The 15,325-nt window shown below is 70.6% G+C and carries 16 protein-coding genes; 6 read left to right on the forward strand and 10 right to left on the reverse strand.

Annotated features, from left to right (window positions below):
• Positions 1-132: 132 nt before the first annotated feature.
• Positions 133-930, reverse strand: coding sequence for a LysM peptidoglycan-binding domain-containing protein (locus HY703_08285; GenBank protein MBI4545177.1), 798 nt, complete (start codon positions 928-930; stop codon positions 133-135).
• 453 nt (positions 931-1,383) lie between these two features.
• Here HY703_08285 and HY703_08290 point away from each other — a divergent pair, with 453 nt between their 5' ends.
• From HY703_08290 to HY703_08310, 5 genes are all read left to right on the forward strand, one after another.
• Positions 1,384-2,253, forward strand: coding sequence for a hypothetical protein (locus HY703_08290; GenBank protein MBI4545178.1), 870 nt, complete (start codon positions 1,384-1,386; stop codon positions 2,251-2,253).
• A 76-nt stretch (positions 2,254-2,329) separates the two neighbouring features.
• On the forward strand, positions 2,330-3,250 hold the full coding sequence (locus HY703_08295; GenBank protein MBI4545179.1) for a DUF1207 domain-containing protein: 921 nt from the start codon (positions 2,330-2,332) through the stop codon (positions 3,248-3,250).
• A 14-nt stretch (positions 3,251-3,264) separates the two neighbouring features.
• Positions 3,265-3,921 (forward strand): hypothetical protein, encoded by a 657-nt coding sequence (locus HY703_08300; protein ID MBI4545180.1) that lies wholly within the window; start codon positions 3,265-3,267, stop codon positions 3,919-3,921.
• Positions 3,922-4,174: 253 nt separating this feature from the next.
• Complete coding sequence (locus HY703_08305; GenBank protein ID MBI4545181.1) at positions 4,175-5,479, forward strand: exo-alpha-sialidase; 1,305 nt, start codon at positions 4,175-4,177, stop codon at positions 5,477-5,479.
• The gene (locus tag HY703_08310) at positions 5,479-6,045 is read left to right on the forward strand and encodes a TlpA family protein disulfide reductase (protein ID MBI4545182.1); all 567 of its coding nucleotides are present in this window, start codon (positions 5,479-5,481) and stop codon (positions 6,043-6,045) included. The genes HY703_08305 and HY703_08310 overlap by 1 nt, the downstream gene beginning before the upstream one ends.
• A gap of 73 nt (positions 6,046-6,118) precedes the next feature.
• Here HY703_08310 and HY703_08315 read toward each other — a convergent pair whose 3' ends face one another.
• A complete protein-coding gene (locus HY703_08315) occupies positions 6,119-6,862 on the reverse strand; it encodes a hypothetical protein (GenBank protein ID MBI4545183.1) in 744 nt (247 codons plus the stop codon).
• A 323-nt stretch (positions 6,863-7,185) separates the two neighbouring features.
• Here HY703_08315 and HY703_08320 point away from each other — a divergent pair, with 323 nt between their 5' ends.
• Complete coding sequence (locus HY703_08320) at positions 7,186-8,799, forward strand: amidohydrolase (GenBank protein MBI4545184.1); 1,614 nt, start codon at positions 7,186-7,188, stop codon at positions 8,797-8,799.
• 267 nt (positions 8,800-9,066) lie between these two features.
• Here HY703_08320 and HY703_08325 read toward each other — a convergent pair whose 3' ends face one another.
• The 8 genes from HY703_08325 to HY703_08360 form a co-directional block, all read right to left on the reverse strand.
• The gene (locus tag HY703_08325) at positions 9,067-10,140 is read right to left on the reverse strand and encodes a DNA recombination protein RmuC (GenBank protein MBI4545185.1); all 1,074 of its coding nucleotides are present in this window, start codon (positions 10,138-10,140) and stop codon (positions 9,067-9,069) included.
• Between the two features lie 157 nt (positions 10,141-10,297).
• Entirely contained in the window at positions 10,298-10,885 is a 588-nt protein-coding gene (locus HY703_08330; GenBank protein ID MBI4545186.1) for a hypothetical protein, read from the reverse strand.
• A 76-nt stretch (positions 10,886-10,961) separates the two neighbouring features.
• Positions 10,962-11,642, reverse strand: coding sequence for a haloacid dehalogenase type II (locus HY703_08335; GenBank protein ID MBI4545187.1), 681 nt, complete (start codon positions 11,640-11,642; stop codon positions 10,962-10,964).
• A gap of 4 nt (positions 11,643-11,646) precedes the next feature.
• Positions 11,647-12,057, reverse strand: a complete 411-nt coding sequence (locus tag HY703_08340) for a gamma-glutamylcyclotransferase (GenBank protein MBI4545188.1) — start codon at positions 12,055-12,057, stop codon at positions 11,647-11,649.
• Positions 12,054-12,341, reverse strand: coding sequence for a hypothetical protein (locus tag HY703_08345; protein ID MBI4545189.1), 288 nt, complete (start codon positions 12,339-12,341; stop codon positions 12,054-12,056). Before HY703_08345 ends, HY703_08340 begins: the two co-directional genes overlap by 4 nt.
• Positions 12,342-12,352: 11 nt before the next feature.
• On the reverse strand, positions 12,353-12,832 hold the full coding sequence (locus HY703_08350) for a BON domain-containing protein (GenBank protein MBI4545190.1): 480 nt from the start codon (positions 12,830-12,832) through the stop codon (positions 12,353-12,355).
• Between the two features lie 93 nt (positions 12,833-12,925).
• The gene (locus HY703_08355; GenBank protein ID MBI4545191.1) at positions 12,926-14,176 is read right to left on the reverse strand and encodes an Nramp family divalent metal transporter; all 1,251 of its coding nucleotides are present in this window, start codon (positions 14,174-14,176) and stop codon (positions 12,926-12,928) included.
• A gap of 19 nt (positions 14,177-14,195) precedes the next feature.
• Positions 14,196-15,257, reverse strand: coding sequence for an aminomethyl transferase family protein (locus tag HY703_08360; GenBank protein MBI4545192.1), 1,062 nt, complete (start codon positions 15,255-15,257; stop codon positions 14,196-14,198).
• Positions 15,258-15,325 lie beyond the last annotated feature (68 nt).

Raw genomic sequence — 15,325 nt, forward strand, 5'->3', positions numbered from 1 at the left:
AAGCTAGATGGGGGGAGCGAGGGGCGCGAGGGCGCGGTTGCTGGGCCCGGGGAGAGGGCGACACGGCGACACGGAGACGTGGGAATCTGGCGACGCTGCGATGATCGGCCTGATCGAGCGAACCTGCGAGGCTCAGCGGCTCGAGCCGGCGGGCAGCGTCAGCACCTGCCCCGCCAGGATGCGCGATGTCGCCAGGCCGTTGTACTCCTTGATCTGCTCGACCGTGAGACCGTGCCGCCGGGCAATGCTCCAGAGGGTTTCACCCCGGCGCACCTGGTGCGTGGCCGTGTCCCTGCCATTCGCCAGGCTGCCGGCCTGCGGACTCGCACCCTGCGCCAGGCGGCGGGACGCGGCGGTGCCGCGCCGCGCCTGAACGTAGTGCTCGTAGCGCGAGGGAAAGACCGCCACATGGTAGTGCGGCGGGTGACGCTCCCGCGTCGCTTCAAGCACGCCCCTGTCCTCGAGGTGAAGCAGGGTATCCTCCAGCCAGCGGCGGCACCACCGATTTCCGCTCTGGCGCAGATCCAGGGCCATGCCCGTGGGGTGCACGGACTGGTCCGAGGCGTTGCGCGGCTGGCGCGCAATCGGCCGCACCAGACTCGTGACCACCAGCTTCTCGCCGCACGCCGCGTAGTACTGCCGGGACAGCCGCTCGACGAACAGCCTCGCTTCGGGGCGAGCATACGGGAAGGAGACTCGCGCCAGCTCGTAATACGCATTGCCTGCCAAGGGGACGAGCAACCCCAGCCGCACGAACTTCTTCACCTGACGCGTGCTCAGCAGGTAGGTGAAATCGTGCCGCCCGGCGGCCCGGTTCTGCCGCTCGAGCGACGCCTTCGATCCGCGCAGGCTCTGCGCCCACGCCGGTGGGGGCCCCAGGGCGGTAATGAAAAGAAAGGCCAGGAACGCGGCGGTCGCTCGAAGCATCATCACTTCTGGAACGCGGTTCGGGTAAGAACAACCCTTTAGCGACAGGGCGCCGGGTGAAGAACGCCGCAGCGCGCCGCCAGGGAATGACTAGCCAGGCTCTAAAAAGTGTCAAAATCCGGCGGACACGTCAAGGGGCGGCCTGCGCGCCTGCGCGCCTGCGCGCCAGTGCTGGTATTTGCGTAGAGTAGAGCTTCGACGAATGAACGTCGCCTCCCTGGGCGCCCAGCCCCAGCAGGGTAGCCCGCCCGGGCTGCGTCTATTGACCGGGCCGCCCCTGGACGTACCTTGCACCTCACGCGCCGGCGCCCGGTGTCACAGCGACTGGCGCCCGGCGTCGCCTATTGCGCAACGGCTGACAAGACGCGGAGGCAGCGTGTTCCACCCCGCGACGTGGTGCGTTTGTGTGTCCATCACCGCGGAACCCGTCTCGACCCCCCAACCAGGAGAGGTTGTATGCGCATCCGCAGCTTTGGACCGCCTGCCCTCGGCGCCCTGACCGCGCTTGCGTTCCTTGGAGCGACGCGGCTCGTACCGACACCCGCAGCCAACCGGAGCGAGGCCGCCGCGGCCGCCATGGTCACGATAACCGCCAAGGATTTCGAGTACGAGATGCCGGACGAGGTCCAGGCGGGGGCAGTGACGTTCCGGCTGGTGAGCGAGGGCCAGGAGCTTCACCACGTGCAGATCCTGCAGCTCCAGCAGGGAAAGACCCTCGAGGACTTCGGCAAGGCAATGGCCGCGGCGATGTCGCCGGGAAGCAGCGGCCCGCTGTTTCCCGCCTGGGTCAAGCTCCTGGGCGGGCCAAACGTTCCGCCGGCGGGCGGGAGCGCGGAGGCCACGGCGATCCTCCGCCCGGGGAGGTACGTGGTGCTGTGCCTGATCCCCTCGCCCGATGGGGAGCTGCACGTGGCCAAGGGCATGGCCAAGGAGATCACGGTGGTGGGGCGGCAGCAGGAGACCCAGTTGCCGGCCGCGGACATTGCCGTCATGCTCAACGACCACGACTTCGAGCTGTCGAAGGCGCTGACTGCCGGACGCCACACGCTGCGCGTGCGCAACTATGCGGCGCAGCCGCACGAGCTGGTACTGGTGAAGCTCGAGCCGGGCAAGACAGCGGAGGACTTTGTCGCCTGGGGCGAGAAGCCCGAAGGCCCGCCGCCCGGCATGTTCCTGGGCGGGACATCCCTGCTGAGCAAGAGCACGGCAAACAACATGGTGGTGGACTTGAGTTCCGGGAACTACGCGCTGCTCCGCTTTGTCCCGGATGTGAAGGACCGGAAACCGCACTTCGCCCACGGAATGGTGAAGTCGTTCACGATCTGACGGGAACTCCGCTCAGCGCGCGCCGGTTTCTTCAATGCAATGACCTTTGACGGCAGATGCTGGGAAGGGCCGCGGATTGGCTCGAGCGGCGCGAGCTAACAGCGTTTCGGGTTGGCGGGATGCAGGCAGGCAGACGATTGCCCTGGCCGCCGCGCTGCTCGCTCTCGCCGCCTTTGCCCGGCCGGCCCGCGCCCAGGGGTGCGCGGATGGCGACGCCATCTTCCCGGACTGCCGTCCCTTCCGGGAGCGCCTGGCGGACCCCAGCACGCCGCGCATTGCGGTGGGGGCGATCGTCACCAACCTCTTCGAGGGGCCCCTCAGCGGCCGCTCGATTCCGCCAATTCCGGACGCGCAGCGCGACGTCCAGGGTATCGCGGCCCTGGGCACAACCCTGTCGCTCGTCCGCCTTGCCTCCTGGCCCGAGGGTGGCGGCGTGCTCGGACTCGAGGGCGGCGTCATCGAGCGGTTCCGCCTCGAGTTGCCCACGAATGACGCAGTCGCCGCGGACTGGAGAGTAGCGCTGCGCCTGGACGCGCGCCGGGGTCCCTACTCGCTGCGGGCCAGCGTGGCGCACCGCAGCGCGCACCTCGGGGACGAGCTGATCGAGAGCACGGGCATCCGGCGGCTGCGCGTCACGGGCGAGGCCTTCGAGCTGCTGCTCGCCCGGGCGGTCGGCCCCGCCCGCGTGTATGCCGGCGGCTCCCGCACCCTGCGCAGCACCTATCCTGGCGGCACCGGCGCCGTGCGGGCCGGCGCAGACTTCTCCTGGCCGGTTGCCGGCCCGCTGACCATGGTAGCCGGCGCCGAGTGGGAGCGCGCAGCGCTTGCGGGAGAAGACAACCGGCTTTCGGCCGTGGCCGGGGTGGTGCTGCACGGGCGGGCGGGGCGGGCTACTCTGGCCGCGCGCTATTTCGACGGGCCATCTGCGTTGGGCGAATTCTTTGCTGACCAGGAGCGCTACTGGGGTTTCGAACTGGTCCTGGATCCCCGCTCCTGATGCCGCACCGCCGCATGCCGCAGCCAGACTGGCTCGCCGCCGAGATCGAGTTGTTCGAGCAGCTCCGCTCGCCGGAAGACGTGCAGGGTTTCCTGGATTCCATCCCTTACAACGAGGAGATCACCTGCCGCTCGCCGCGCCGGGTGATGCGGGAGCGCAAAGCAAACTGCACGGAGGGGGCGTTTTTCGCCGCGGCCGCGCTCGAGCACCTGGGGCAGCCGCCGCGGGTTGTCAACCTCAGGGCCGTGCGCGACGACGATCACCTGATTGCCCTGTTCCGCCGCCGCGGCCGGCTGGGCGCGGTTGCCAAGTCGAACTACACGGGGCTGCGCTACCGCTCGCCGGTCTACCACAACTTGCGCGAGCTGGTGCTCTCCTACTTCGACCACTACTACAACCCTGCCGGCGAGCTCACACTGCGGGCTTACGCCCGCCCGCTCGACCTGCGCACGCGCCGCTTCGGCCAGTGGCGCACGAGCGAGGAAGATCTGGACGACCTCGCAGACCACTTCGACCGGCTGCCCGCGACAGTTATCGTGAGCGCTGCGGAGGCCCGGCGGCTCCGGCCGGTGGACGGCCGCCTCATGGCCGCCGGCCTGCTGGGCGCCCGAGAGGAGGGCCTCTACCAGGGGCCAATGCGCCCATCGCCCCGTGCCGCGCGGGCGGGCTAGCTGGGCGACCCCAAATATGGCGGCCCCGGCGCCTGGGCACGTTCGGGAACCCGACCACTCAGTCGCGGTTGACGGCAGCGGGCTGCCTTACGATCATGCGGGGTCAGATCCCCTGGACCCCGCGTGTGGGCCGGCATCTGCTTTTCGGCCGACTTCAGTCGGCCGAGCTGCCGGTGCGGAAGAGCGGGAGCGGGCACGGGCACGGGCATGGCCCGGAAATGGGGGAGCCCGAATCAGCAGGAGGCAAATGCTTATGCGTCTCTACCCCGTAGCTGGAAACGGGGCTGGCATCGGGCGTAGCGCGGCCCTGCGCGCAGCGGCTGCGTTGCTGCTGGCCGGCTGTACTGCCGGGGAGGCGGAATTGCCGCGCCTGGCGGGGCTGCGGGAGATCCCCTCGCCTGCCGGACCTGGTGCCGCCGAGCCCAACCTGACAGCGGACGCGGCCGGCCGCGTCTACCTGAGCTGGCTCGAGCCCGAGGATACCGCGGCCGCCGCCGCGGCCGCAGCATCGACCCGGCGCGGCGCCTTCGCCCTGCGGCTCGCGGTCTTGCAGAAGGGCGCATGGTCGGCGGTACGCACCATCGCGCGGGGCGAGAACTTCTTTGTGAACTGGGCCGACTTCCCGTCCGTGGTCCCGCTGCCGGACGGCTCGCTGGCCGCGCACTGGCTGGCGCGCAGCGGGACCGGCACCTACGCCTACGACGTGCATATCGCCCGCTCCACGGATGGCGGCGCGAGCTGGGGCCCGGCCCTGATCCCCCACCGGGACGGCACGGCCAGCGAGCACGGCTTCGTTTCCCTCTTCCCCTGGGACGGCCGGGGTACTCTGGGTGCCGTGTGGCTGGACGGCCGGAACTTCGCGGCCAGCGGGGCGAGTCGGGCGCACTCCCCCGAAATGACGCTGCGCTTCACCTCGATTGGGCCAGCCGGCGAGCTGGGCGAGGAAATGCTGCTGGACGGCCGCACCTGCGACTGCTGCCAGACCGCAGCGGCGCTCACAGCGGACGGGCCCATCGTGGTCTACCGCGGCCGCAGTGGCCAGGAAGTGCGGGACGTCTGGTTCACCCGCTTCACGAACGGCGCCTGGTCACCGCCGCGGCTGGTGCACGACGACGGCTGGGTGATCCCCGCGTGTCCGGTGAACGGCCCAGCGGTGTCGGCCGCAGGGCGGCGGGTAGCCGTGGCCTGGTTCACCAGCGCGGGCGAGAGGGCGCGGGTGAAGGTGGCGTTCTCGGCCGATGCCGGCGCGAGCTTCGGCAAGCCGGTCCGCGTGGACAGTGGCGAGCCGGCCGGCCGCGTAGACATCGAACTGCTGGGCGACGGCGCCGCGCTGGTGAGCTGGCTCGAGCGCGGCAAGACCGGCGCCGAAGTGCGCGTCCGGCGCGTGAGCGCCGGCGGACGCCCAGGCCGGACGGCGACGATCGCGGCCTCCAGCGCTGAGCGCGCCAGCGGCTTCCCGCGCATGGCCCGCACGGGGAATCAGGTGGTCTTCGCCTGGACCGAGCCTGGCCGCCCCGCCCACGTGCGCGTGGCTACGGCCCGCATCGCGGATCTGTGATGCACAGCCTGCCGCGGCGGCCGCCGGCCGCGCCCGCCGCGCCCACCGCGCCCACCGCGCCCGTCACAGCCATGCTGCCGCTCCTGCTTCTCGGCGCCCTGGCCGCGGGTGGCGCCTGCCGCGGCGGACCCGCAACAGGCGAGGTGGGCGCGCCCGCACCCGACTACGGCGCCATGACCCTGGCCGGTGACTCGGTGAGCCTCGTGGATTACCGCGGGGACGTCGTGCTGCTCAACGTGTGGGCCACCTGGTGCCACCCCTGCCGCAAGGAGGTGCCGGTGCTGCAGGCACTGCACGAGCGTCACGCGGCGGACGGGCTACGGGTAGTGGGCGTCAGCGTGGACGCCGTGGGCGCGGACGACCTGGTGCGCGAGTTCATGCGGGAGTTAGGCATGACGTACGGGGTCCTGCGCGACCCCGGCGAGCGCGTGGCAGGCGTCTTCCGCTTCCCGGGCGTGCCGGGCACCGTGCTCCTCGATCGCGCCGGCACGGTGCGCTGGCGCCATCTCGGGCCGGTATCCGGCAGCGACCCCGGGCTGCAGGAGGCCCTGCGCGAAGCCCTCTAACACCCAACCACACGCCGCGGCGTGCAGGAGCGGCTGGAAGGCCCGGAGCCGGAGCAGGAATCCGCTACGCGTCCTACTCGTACTGGAAGCGGTAGGTGAACCCCGCGTCCAGACCCAGACCCTTGAACGTGCGCTCGCCCCCAACTTCGTCACCGAAGCGCACCCACTGGTAGCGGCCGCCCACGTTGAGGCCGAACGCCCGGCCCAGCCGGAACTCCACCCCCGCGCCCGCCTTGAAGCCGAATCCCGTCAGAATGACCGTGCCATCCCCGCCGCCCACGCCCAGGATCCCACCGGCCGTGTTCTGCCGATCGTCGATCCCCAGCGCAAAGCCCACTCCGCCTAGAATGTACGGCTCCGTCGGCTGCTCCGGCCGGGTGGCCGGGTACAGCTTGAGCGCGGTGAAGAGCGGGATGATGTAGCTGTTGACCTGCTCGGCCTCGGCGTTCTCGGGGTACACGCCCGCGCTCCGACCGTCCACTGCGTCCAATGCGCCCCCCGAGCGCGCGATCTCCTGATGCCGCCGCCAGAAGCCCACTGAGCTCTCGATTGCCAGATGCAGGTCCAGACCTCGCTGGAAGTATCCCTCGAAGGAAGGGGTCTCCGACCCGTCCGCCCCCTGAACCTCACGGTCCGGGACCAGCCACACGCCACCACGCAGCCCCGCGCCCTCCCGCTGCCGCTTCGCCCGCGCCTTCACCTCGTCCGTTTCCTTGTCCTTCTCCTGCGCCAGCACCGGCTCGGCCGCCAGGAACATCACCAGGGCGAGCGCCGCCACTCGCACCAGCAGCCGGAGCACCTGTCGCACAGCGGGCATACCGTCTCCTTTATGGCTGGTGGATTCTTAACGTCCCGGAATGCAGCAGCGTCCGTTTAACCTGTACGCCACGACGATTGGCAGCGCAAGCACTCGGGGGCACCCCGCGGCGCTCCCCGCGCCGAGCCACCTCATAGGTCGAGTGGTCACCTGTCGCGCCGCCGTCGCCGGACCCAGTCCCTGGATCACTACTTGCCCCCGGGTCTCGACGGAGCTGCGGCCGAGCGCTCTTCCGCTCCGCCACGCGGCATCGCATAGTAGAGGCGTTTTGGCGCTGCCATTCCGCGACGTCCTTTCCCCAGCCTCGGGAGTGAATTGCCATGATGCCGCGCCGCCGATACCGCCACATCGCGCCCGCCGCAGCCTGCTTCCTCATCATCCTCGCCTTCGCCCCGGCCAACGCCCAGGCGCCGCGCCCGACTGCCGAGCAGCTCAAGCGGGAGGTGGCCGCGGAAGTTGCCGGGCTGCAGAAGCTCTCCCAGGAAATGGTGGACATGGTGTTCAGCTTCTCGGAGTTGGGGTTCCAGGAGAAGTGGACGGCGGACTACATCACGGGGATCCTGCGCAAGGAGGGATTCCGCATCGAGCCGGGGTGCGCCGGCATGCCCACGTGTTACATCGCCTCCTGGGGCCGCGGCAAGCCGGTGATCGGCATCATGGGCGATATTGACGGATTGCCCGAGACCTCGCAGAAGCCAGGCGTCGCCTATCAGGACCCGCTCATCCCCGGCGGCCCCGGCCACGGCGAGGGGCACAACAGCGCGCCGTCCGTGGACGTGGTCGCGGCCATTGCCGTCAAGCGAGTCATGCAGCGTCATGGCATTCCCGGCGAGCTCCGCGTCATCCCCGGCGTGGCCGAGGAACTGGTCTCGAGCCGCACTTACATGGTCATGGCCGGCCTATTCAAGGACATGGATGCCATGCTGTCCACGCACGTGGGCAATGATTTCACGACCAGCTACGGCATCAGTGGCTCCGGGCTGGTCTCGACCATGTACACGTTCCACGGCAAGTCCGCGCACAGCGCCGGCTCGCCCTGGTCCGGCCGCAGCGCGCTGGACGCGGTCGAGCTGATGAACATCGGCTGGAACTACCGTCGCGAGCACCTGCGGCTGCAGCAGCGCTCTCACTACGTGGTCCCGAATGGCGGCAGCCAACCCAACGTGGTGCCCTCGGAGGCCGCCGTCTGGTACTACTTCCGCGAGCTGAGCTACCCGCGCATCAAGGAGCTGCACGAGCTGGGCACTACCATGGCCCAGGCCGCGGCTATGATGACCTCCACTACCTTCGAGCAGCGGGTGCTGGGCTCCGCCTGGCCACAGAACTACAACAAGCCGCTGGCCGAGCGCATGCACGCCAACATCGTGGCCGCAGGCATGCCCTCCTGGAGCCAGGCGGATCAGGTGCTGGCCAAAGCGGTGCAGAAGGAGATGGGCGCGGACTCGCAGTTCGGCTTGCGCACCGAGGTGCAGAAGGAGCTGAAGGAGGCGGAGCAGGGGATGGGCGGCGGCAGTGACGACATCGCCGAAGTCTCCTGGAACGTCCCCACAGTGCGGCTCCGTTACCCGGCCAACGTGGCGGGGCTGCCCGGACACCACTGGTCCAATGCCATTGCCATGGCCACGCCGATCGCGCATAAAGGCGCGAACTACGGCTCGCGCGTCATCGCCATGACGGCCCTGGACATCCTCACGGACCCCAAGGTGCTGGAAGAGGCGTGGCAGTACTTCCGTGAAGTGCAGACGAAGGATCTCCAGTGGCAGTCGCTGATCCCGGCGGGCACCCAGCCTCCCACCTTCCTGAATCAGGAGCGCATGGCTCGCTACCGCCCGGCCCTCGAGAAGCTGAGGTACAACCCCGCCAGGTACGCCACCTACCTCGAGCAACTCGGGATCGAGTACCCGACGCTGCGCGCAAAGGCTGCGCTGGGGCAGTAGCCCGCTCGTAGGCGTGCGCATCGCCTGCCCAGCGGCGTAGCCGCGGTGCCGGCAGTTCAACCAACGTCGTGTGACGACCAGCTGCTCTGCGCTGGCATACACCCTGCTCACCTGGACCCGGTGAATCGCTGGCGGAGACGCGCGCTTCGGTCACGCCGGAAATGGAAAAGGAGTACGAGGAGCTGCTGGACGAGCTCAAGCGTGAGAGCCCGCGCGGCAAGCGCATCGGCTTCGCCGTCGAGAGCGAGCGGCTGGCCGCAGATTGATTTACTCGGCGTCGCCTTCCCCCACAGGCCCAGCCAGCGCGAGCTGCTCGTCGGCCGGCAGCGGTGCGGCCGGCTCCTCGGCGCCGACGCGCGCTACGCCCTCGACACGCGCCTCCACCTTGCTCAGCGCTGCACCGGCCGCCTCCACATTCTGTGAGGCGAAGCGGAGCTGGCCCGCGGCGCGGTCGAACAGCTCCCGGGCCTGCCTCAGGTCCTGCCCCAGGTTCTGCAGCGCCGCCTGGATCTCGCGCGCACGCTGCGCGATCTGCACTCCCCGCACGCCCAGCAGGATGGCCTGCAGGTAGGCGTACAGGGTGTTGGGCGAGCAGGGCACCACCCGTCTCGCGCGGGCGTGCTCGAGGAACTCCTCGCCCGTCTCGCGGACGGCCAGCTCGTAGTAAATCGTCTCCGAGGGGACGTACATGAGCGCGAAGTCCAGCGTCCCGTCCTCCGGCGCAATGTACTTCTCCGCGATCTCGTCCACCCGCTTGCGCACCGCGCGGTGGAACTCGCGGCGCCGCGCCTCGATTTCAGCGCCACCCGCGCTCTCCGCCTCGAGCAGCCGCCGGAAGGACTCGACCGGGAACTTGCTGTCGATGGGGATGAGCTGGCCGTCGGCCGCACGCACGGCGACGTCCACCAGCACGCCGCGCGAGGGCAGCAGGTGCTGGCGCGCGATCTGCTCGGCGGGCAGCACATCGGCGAGCAGCCGCTCGAGCGTCCACTCGCCCAGTCCGCCGCGCAGCTTGGGCGAGGCGAGGAGCTTCTCGATGCCGTGGATGGATTGGCCGACCTGCTCGACCTGGCGCGTCGCCTCGTCCAGCCGCCCCAGCCGCTCGGCCAGCGCGCTGAGCGACTGGTTGGTCTGCTGGAGCTGCGCCTGCATCAGCGACGTCAGTTGACCCGCCGCCGCGGCCGATTCGCCGATGCGCGCGCCAAGCTGCTGCGACAGCGCGTCCACTTTCGACTCGAGGCCGGCCACGCGCTCGGGCGCGACGCGCGCCAGCCGCCGGATCTCGAGCAGCACGGCCACCAGCACCAGGACCAGGACCACTCCCAGCGCAGGCGTCATCACCGTGCCGCCTCCTTAGTGGTCGAGTTCGTAAGTACAGTCGCATTCGGCCACTTGGGTCGCAGTCCCCCGGCGGCGCCGTCCCCCCACATTCTGCGCACCCGCATCATGAATCGAAGAACAAGACAGGCAGGAAGTCGAAGCGGCTGCGCTGCTGCGGCTACTCCCCTTCGGCGGCCGCGGCCAGCGCTTCCTCCGCCTCGACGCCCTCGAGACTGATCTCGCGCACCAGGTGCACGGTATCCGCGTTCAGCGCGAAGTTGCCCAGCAGCTTCTCGCTGGGGAGGAGCCGCGCCTCGAACACGGGGAGGAACGCACCGGCGGCGCTCATGAAGTCGCTCAGCCGCTGGTCCGCCCCGAGCTGCAGATTGCACTGCAGCAGCAGGCCGCCCTCCGTGGTGATCTCGACCGGCCGCATGACCGCTGCCGGCATGAGCTGGCTCAGCGGCATGTCCTCTTCGAGCGCCGAAGCCCACAACACCTGCCCCAGGTTCAGCACCAGGTGCGCTGCCTCCTCGCCGCTCTGCGGCCACCTCACGCGCACCAGGTTCACGTACGTCTTGCGGCTCGAGAGGTAACCGGTGAGGTGCTGGCCAGGCGACATGAACGCGCTGCCTTCCAACTGCGTCCCGTCCCGGAGCATGAAGCGGATGGGGCGCGGCGGATGCCGCGTGCCCCCCGTCGTCGGATTGGCGCCCGCCTCCGCATGCGCCCGGGCTGCTCCAGCCGGCGTGCGATTCGCCTCCACGCCTTCAAGCTAGTGCGACCGGCGCGGCTACGCCACCTTTGCGGGGGGGTTGGGGGGTTGGTGGAGCCGATCTCCTCTACAGGGGCGGCAGTGCCTCGATGGCGCGCACCGCCTCCTCCAGGTCCCGGACCTCTGCTGTGGGCGCCGGGTGCTGCGGCCGCGGGACGCCACCGCGGTTCACCCAGATCGCACGGATCCCCAGCAGCCGGGCCGGTCGGATGTCATGGAAGTAGCTGCGGGCGACGTGAAGCAGCCGCGCCGCGTCGCCACCCACCTCCTCGAGCGCGCGCCGGAAGTGCCCGGGCGCCGGCTTGTAGCTGCGCACCTGCTGCGCCGTCACGATCAGGTCAAAGCCCGCCGTCAGGTGTCGTCGCGTTTCGGCCAGCAAGTCATCGTCTATGTTCGAGAGGATGCCCAGCCGATAGCCGGCGGCCGCCAGCCGCTCGAGCGTAGGGTTCGTGTCCGGGAATGGCGCCCAGGAGGCGAGGCTTTCGGCCAGGAAGCCCTGGCGCTCCGGCGCCAACGGCAGCCCCAGCCGGATCGCGACGTGCCGCGCCGTATCGCGCAGCACCTCGCGGTACAGCCGGTACTCGCCCGCCTCGACCTCCGGCTCGACCTCGTGGTAGGCCGACAGCACCTGGTCCTCAGTGAACACAACGCCCTGGCGCACCGCCTCACCCAGGAATGCACGAGCGATCCCCTGATCCCAGTCGATCAGCGTGCCATAGCAGTCGAAGGTGATCAGCTCGGCGCGCATCCGCTCACTCCTCGTTTGTCCCCAAGCCTGGGGGCAGGACCCAGCGCCCCGACTCCATACGCCCGAGCGGCGTCAGCCGTCTTGCCAGTGCGGGGCCGGCCACGTAGGTCCAGCACGCCCGTCCGCCAGCGCGCACAGCGACCCTGCGGAACACGCCCGCGGCGACGTCCTCGTACTGGTCCAGCGCGTCCAGCAGCGGCGTCGGGCAGCGCCACACCTCGCCCTGCACCCAGCCCCCGCCCGCCAGCACCAGCGCCGGATAGCCGTCATCAATGTTGTAGAGGGTCCCGGCCACCCGAGCGGGGCCGATGCGTTCGCACTCCGCCAGCAGCGACGCGGCGCCACCGCTCAGCAGGGTGCCGTACGCGAACAAATGGAAATACAACGCAGCCGCCCCATCCTCCCGCGCGTTCACCGTCGGCCTTCGCCGCCCCCGCCGCGCTTGGGCCGGCCGGGCTCGACACCCGCCGCGCGCAGCACGCTTTGCTGCAAGCGCTCGAGCTGTTCCTCGACCAGCTCGGTCAACGCCTCAAGACGCCGTGCGGCTTCGTCGAAGGCCGGGGCCGGGCCGAGGTCCGGTCCGCCTGGGGCGGCTGCGGCGCGCTGCACCAGCTCGAGCTCGCGCGCGGCCTTCTCCAGCGCACGCCGCATCCGGACCAACGCCCGGCGCGCTTCCCGAGCCGCGGCATCAGCTGACATTTCGCGGAACGCTACTCGTGTGAGCCGTACAACGCGCTGCGAACACGGCGCACGCCCGGCATGCGGCGCGCCGTCTCGAGCGCTTGCCGCGCCCCCGCATCGTCCGGGACCTCCCCTTCCAGCGTGATCACCGCGCCGTCCGCGTAGACCGCAAGGCGGTCCGCCTCCCGGCCGATCACGTTGTACAGCGCCAGATCCACCGCCCGCGCCAGGTCGCGGTCCGCCAGCGCGCGCAGGTGTCGCTCCTCTGCCGCTGCCGCCATCTGCCACACCGGCGCAGGCCAGCCGCTGCCCTGCGGCTCGGGCGGCCGCAGCCGGCCCCGCGGCAGCCGGTACGCGGGCCGCACCGTGTACGCGCCCTGATAGCCGTCCCCCGAGCCGAACCCGGCACGCTCGTACCGGCCCACGGGCCTGCGGTCCCACTCCTCGCGCGCCCGGCGATACTCCGACGCATGCAGTATCTCGGGATTCGGCCACCAGCGTCGAGCCATCGTTCTCCTCCTCCAGACCAGGTTAGCCGAGGCGGTGGCCCTGCAGGATCTACACCGCAGCCTCCGGGTCCGCGCATCCGCCCGCGCGCCGGCTCACCAGGCGCCCGCGACCGCGCGCACCCCGAGCAGCAGCGCCACCAGCACCACCACTACGCCGAGCACGTTCAGCACACGCCCGTTCGCCCATTTGCCGATGTAGCGCCGATCGTTCACTGCCAGCAACAGGAACAGGGCCATGCCCGGGAGCAATACGCCATTGGCCACCTGCGCGAACAGGATGGCCGGCACCGGCCGCACACCCGCAACAGCAAAGGAGGCGCCGGCAAGCAGCACGAAAAGCCATACCGCCCGGAACCGCGCCGAGCGCAGATCCCTTGGCCACCCCATCGCTCCCGCCGTCGCATACGCCGCCGCCAGGGGCGCCGTGATCGCCGAGCTCAGCCCCGCCGCCAGCAGCCCCGTGGCGAAGAAGATGCGCGCCCAACGCCCGAGCAGCGGCTCGAGCTGCACGGCCATCTCCGCGGCATTCGAGACCGTTGCCCCACCAGGCAGCGCCGCCGCCGCCGTCACCACGATCGCCATGCTGGCCACGCCGCCGACCGCCACGGAAATGCTCAGGTCCCACCTCGCCATGCCCAGCGACTCCGGTCCAGACCACTTCTCGCGCACGGACGCGGCGTGCAGGAAAAGGTTATAGGGGACGACCGTGGTGCCGATCAGCCCGATCGCGACCAGCACCGCATCCTGGCCGGGCGGCAGGGAGGGCAGGAGCAGGCCGCGCAGCAGCAAAGGGAGCGACGGCGCCAGCATCGCCGCCGTCGCCAGGAACACGACGGCCATGAGCACCACCATGGCCAGGAGCGCCCGCTCGAGGATGCGGTAGCTGCCGCTCCACAACAGCAGGAAGGCGGTGCCGGCGGCGCCTGCTGCCCAGAGGCGCAGGCTGCCACCGCGCACCGCCTCGGCCCCCAGCGCGGCGCCCAGCAGGTTGCCCATCTCGTAGGCGGCGTTGCCGAAGGCGATAGCGGAGATGACCAGGGCCACGGCCAGCAGCCTGGCCGCCCGCGGCTGGAAGCGGCGGCGGATCGCCTCACCCAGCCCGGCGCCCGTAACCAGGCCGAGCCGGGCTGCCATCTCCTGCAGCAGGATGGTCGCCAGTGTGGAGAAGGTGAGCGCCCAGAGCAGGATGTAGCCGTAACGCGCGCCCGCCAGGGTGGCCGTCGTGACCGTACCCGGCCCGATGAACGCTGCGGTGACCACCGCACCCGGCCCCAGTGAGCGGAGCCCCGCCAGCCGGCGGGGGGCTGCCCCGGCGGCCCGGGTCGGATTCGCGAGTGAGGCCATGGGTGGGGCCGCGAATGCCTCAGTACCTCTGTGGCGAGCCACTAGTCACGTCCGCGGCAACCGGCCCGCCCATATCGCTGGAGGGGAAGGGGAGCTCGACCACGAGCGCCTGGGGCCCGGCCGCTTCGACCAGCCGCAATGCCGCGGGGGGCTCCACCTCCCGTCGCACGTACGCCAACGCGATCGTCTGCCGCTGCCGCGGCGAGTAGCAGGAGCTGGTGATGCGCCCCACCATCTTGCCATCCGCCGGCTGAAGCAGCGCCGCCCCGCCGGCCGGCGCGGGCGCGTCCCCCAGCAGCACGCCGCGCAGCAGCCAGTTCACGTGCCCGCGGTGCAGGATGCGGATGATCACTTCCTGGCCGGTGTAGCACCCCTTCGTCTCGCTGATCGCGCGCTGCCGCAGCCCTGCTTCGAGAGGGATCGCTGTGGCGTCCAGTTCGGCGCCCCAGCGCGGGCGGCCGGCCTCGATGCGCAGGACATCCAGCGTGGCGTGCCCCGTGGGGCGCGCACCCGCTCGGCTCAACGCACGCCACAGCCCTTCCAGCTTTTCCGCTGGCGCGAAGATCTCGTACCCGAGGTCGCCGGTCTCGTGCGTCCGCGCGACCAGCACCTCGCGATCCTCGAACCGGGCCTCCGCGAAGGCATGCTCCGGCGCCTGCGCCGCGAGCTCGACATCCAGCGCCTGCAGCACGATCGTCCGGGCTCGAGGGCCATAGACGCCGAGCAGCCCGGTCGCACCCGAGACATCCTCGAACCTGGCGAAAAGCGGCGGCACCGAGCGGCGCAGATGCTCGACCAGCGCGGGACCGGCGCCCGCGTCACCATCCAGCAGCAGGTCCGCTTCACGCCGGCGGAATACACGCACGTCCGCGATCATCTTCCCCTTGGGGGTGAGCACCGCGGCGTACACGCCCTGACCCGGCGGCGCACCGGCCACATCGTTGCTGACCAGCCCCTGGATCATGCGCACGGGGTCGCGACCGTATAGGCGCAGCCGCAGCCGCTCCGAGCGGTCCACCAGCGCGGCGTCGCTCCGTGCGGCGGCGTACTCGGCCGCGGGATCGCCGTAGTTCCGGGGCACCCGCTGAACCGGGACCGGCAGAGGAGGGCCGCCGGGCGCAGCCTCTTCCGGCCCGCCCTGGTCCGCCC

It is taken from the genome of Gemmatimonadota bacterium (assembly GCA_016209965.1).
GTDB lineage: Bacteria > Gemmatimonadota > Gemmatimonadetes > Longimicrobiales > RSA9 > JACQVE01.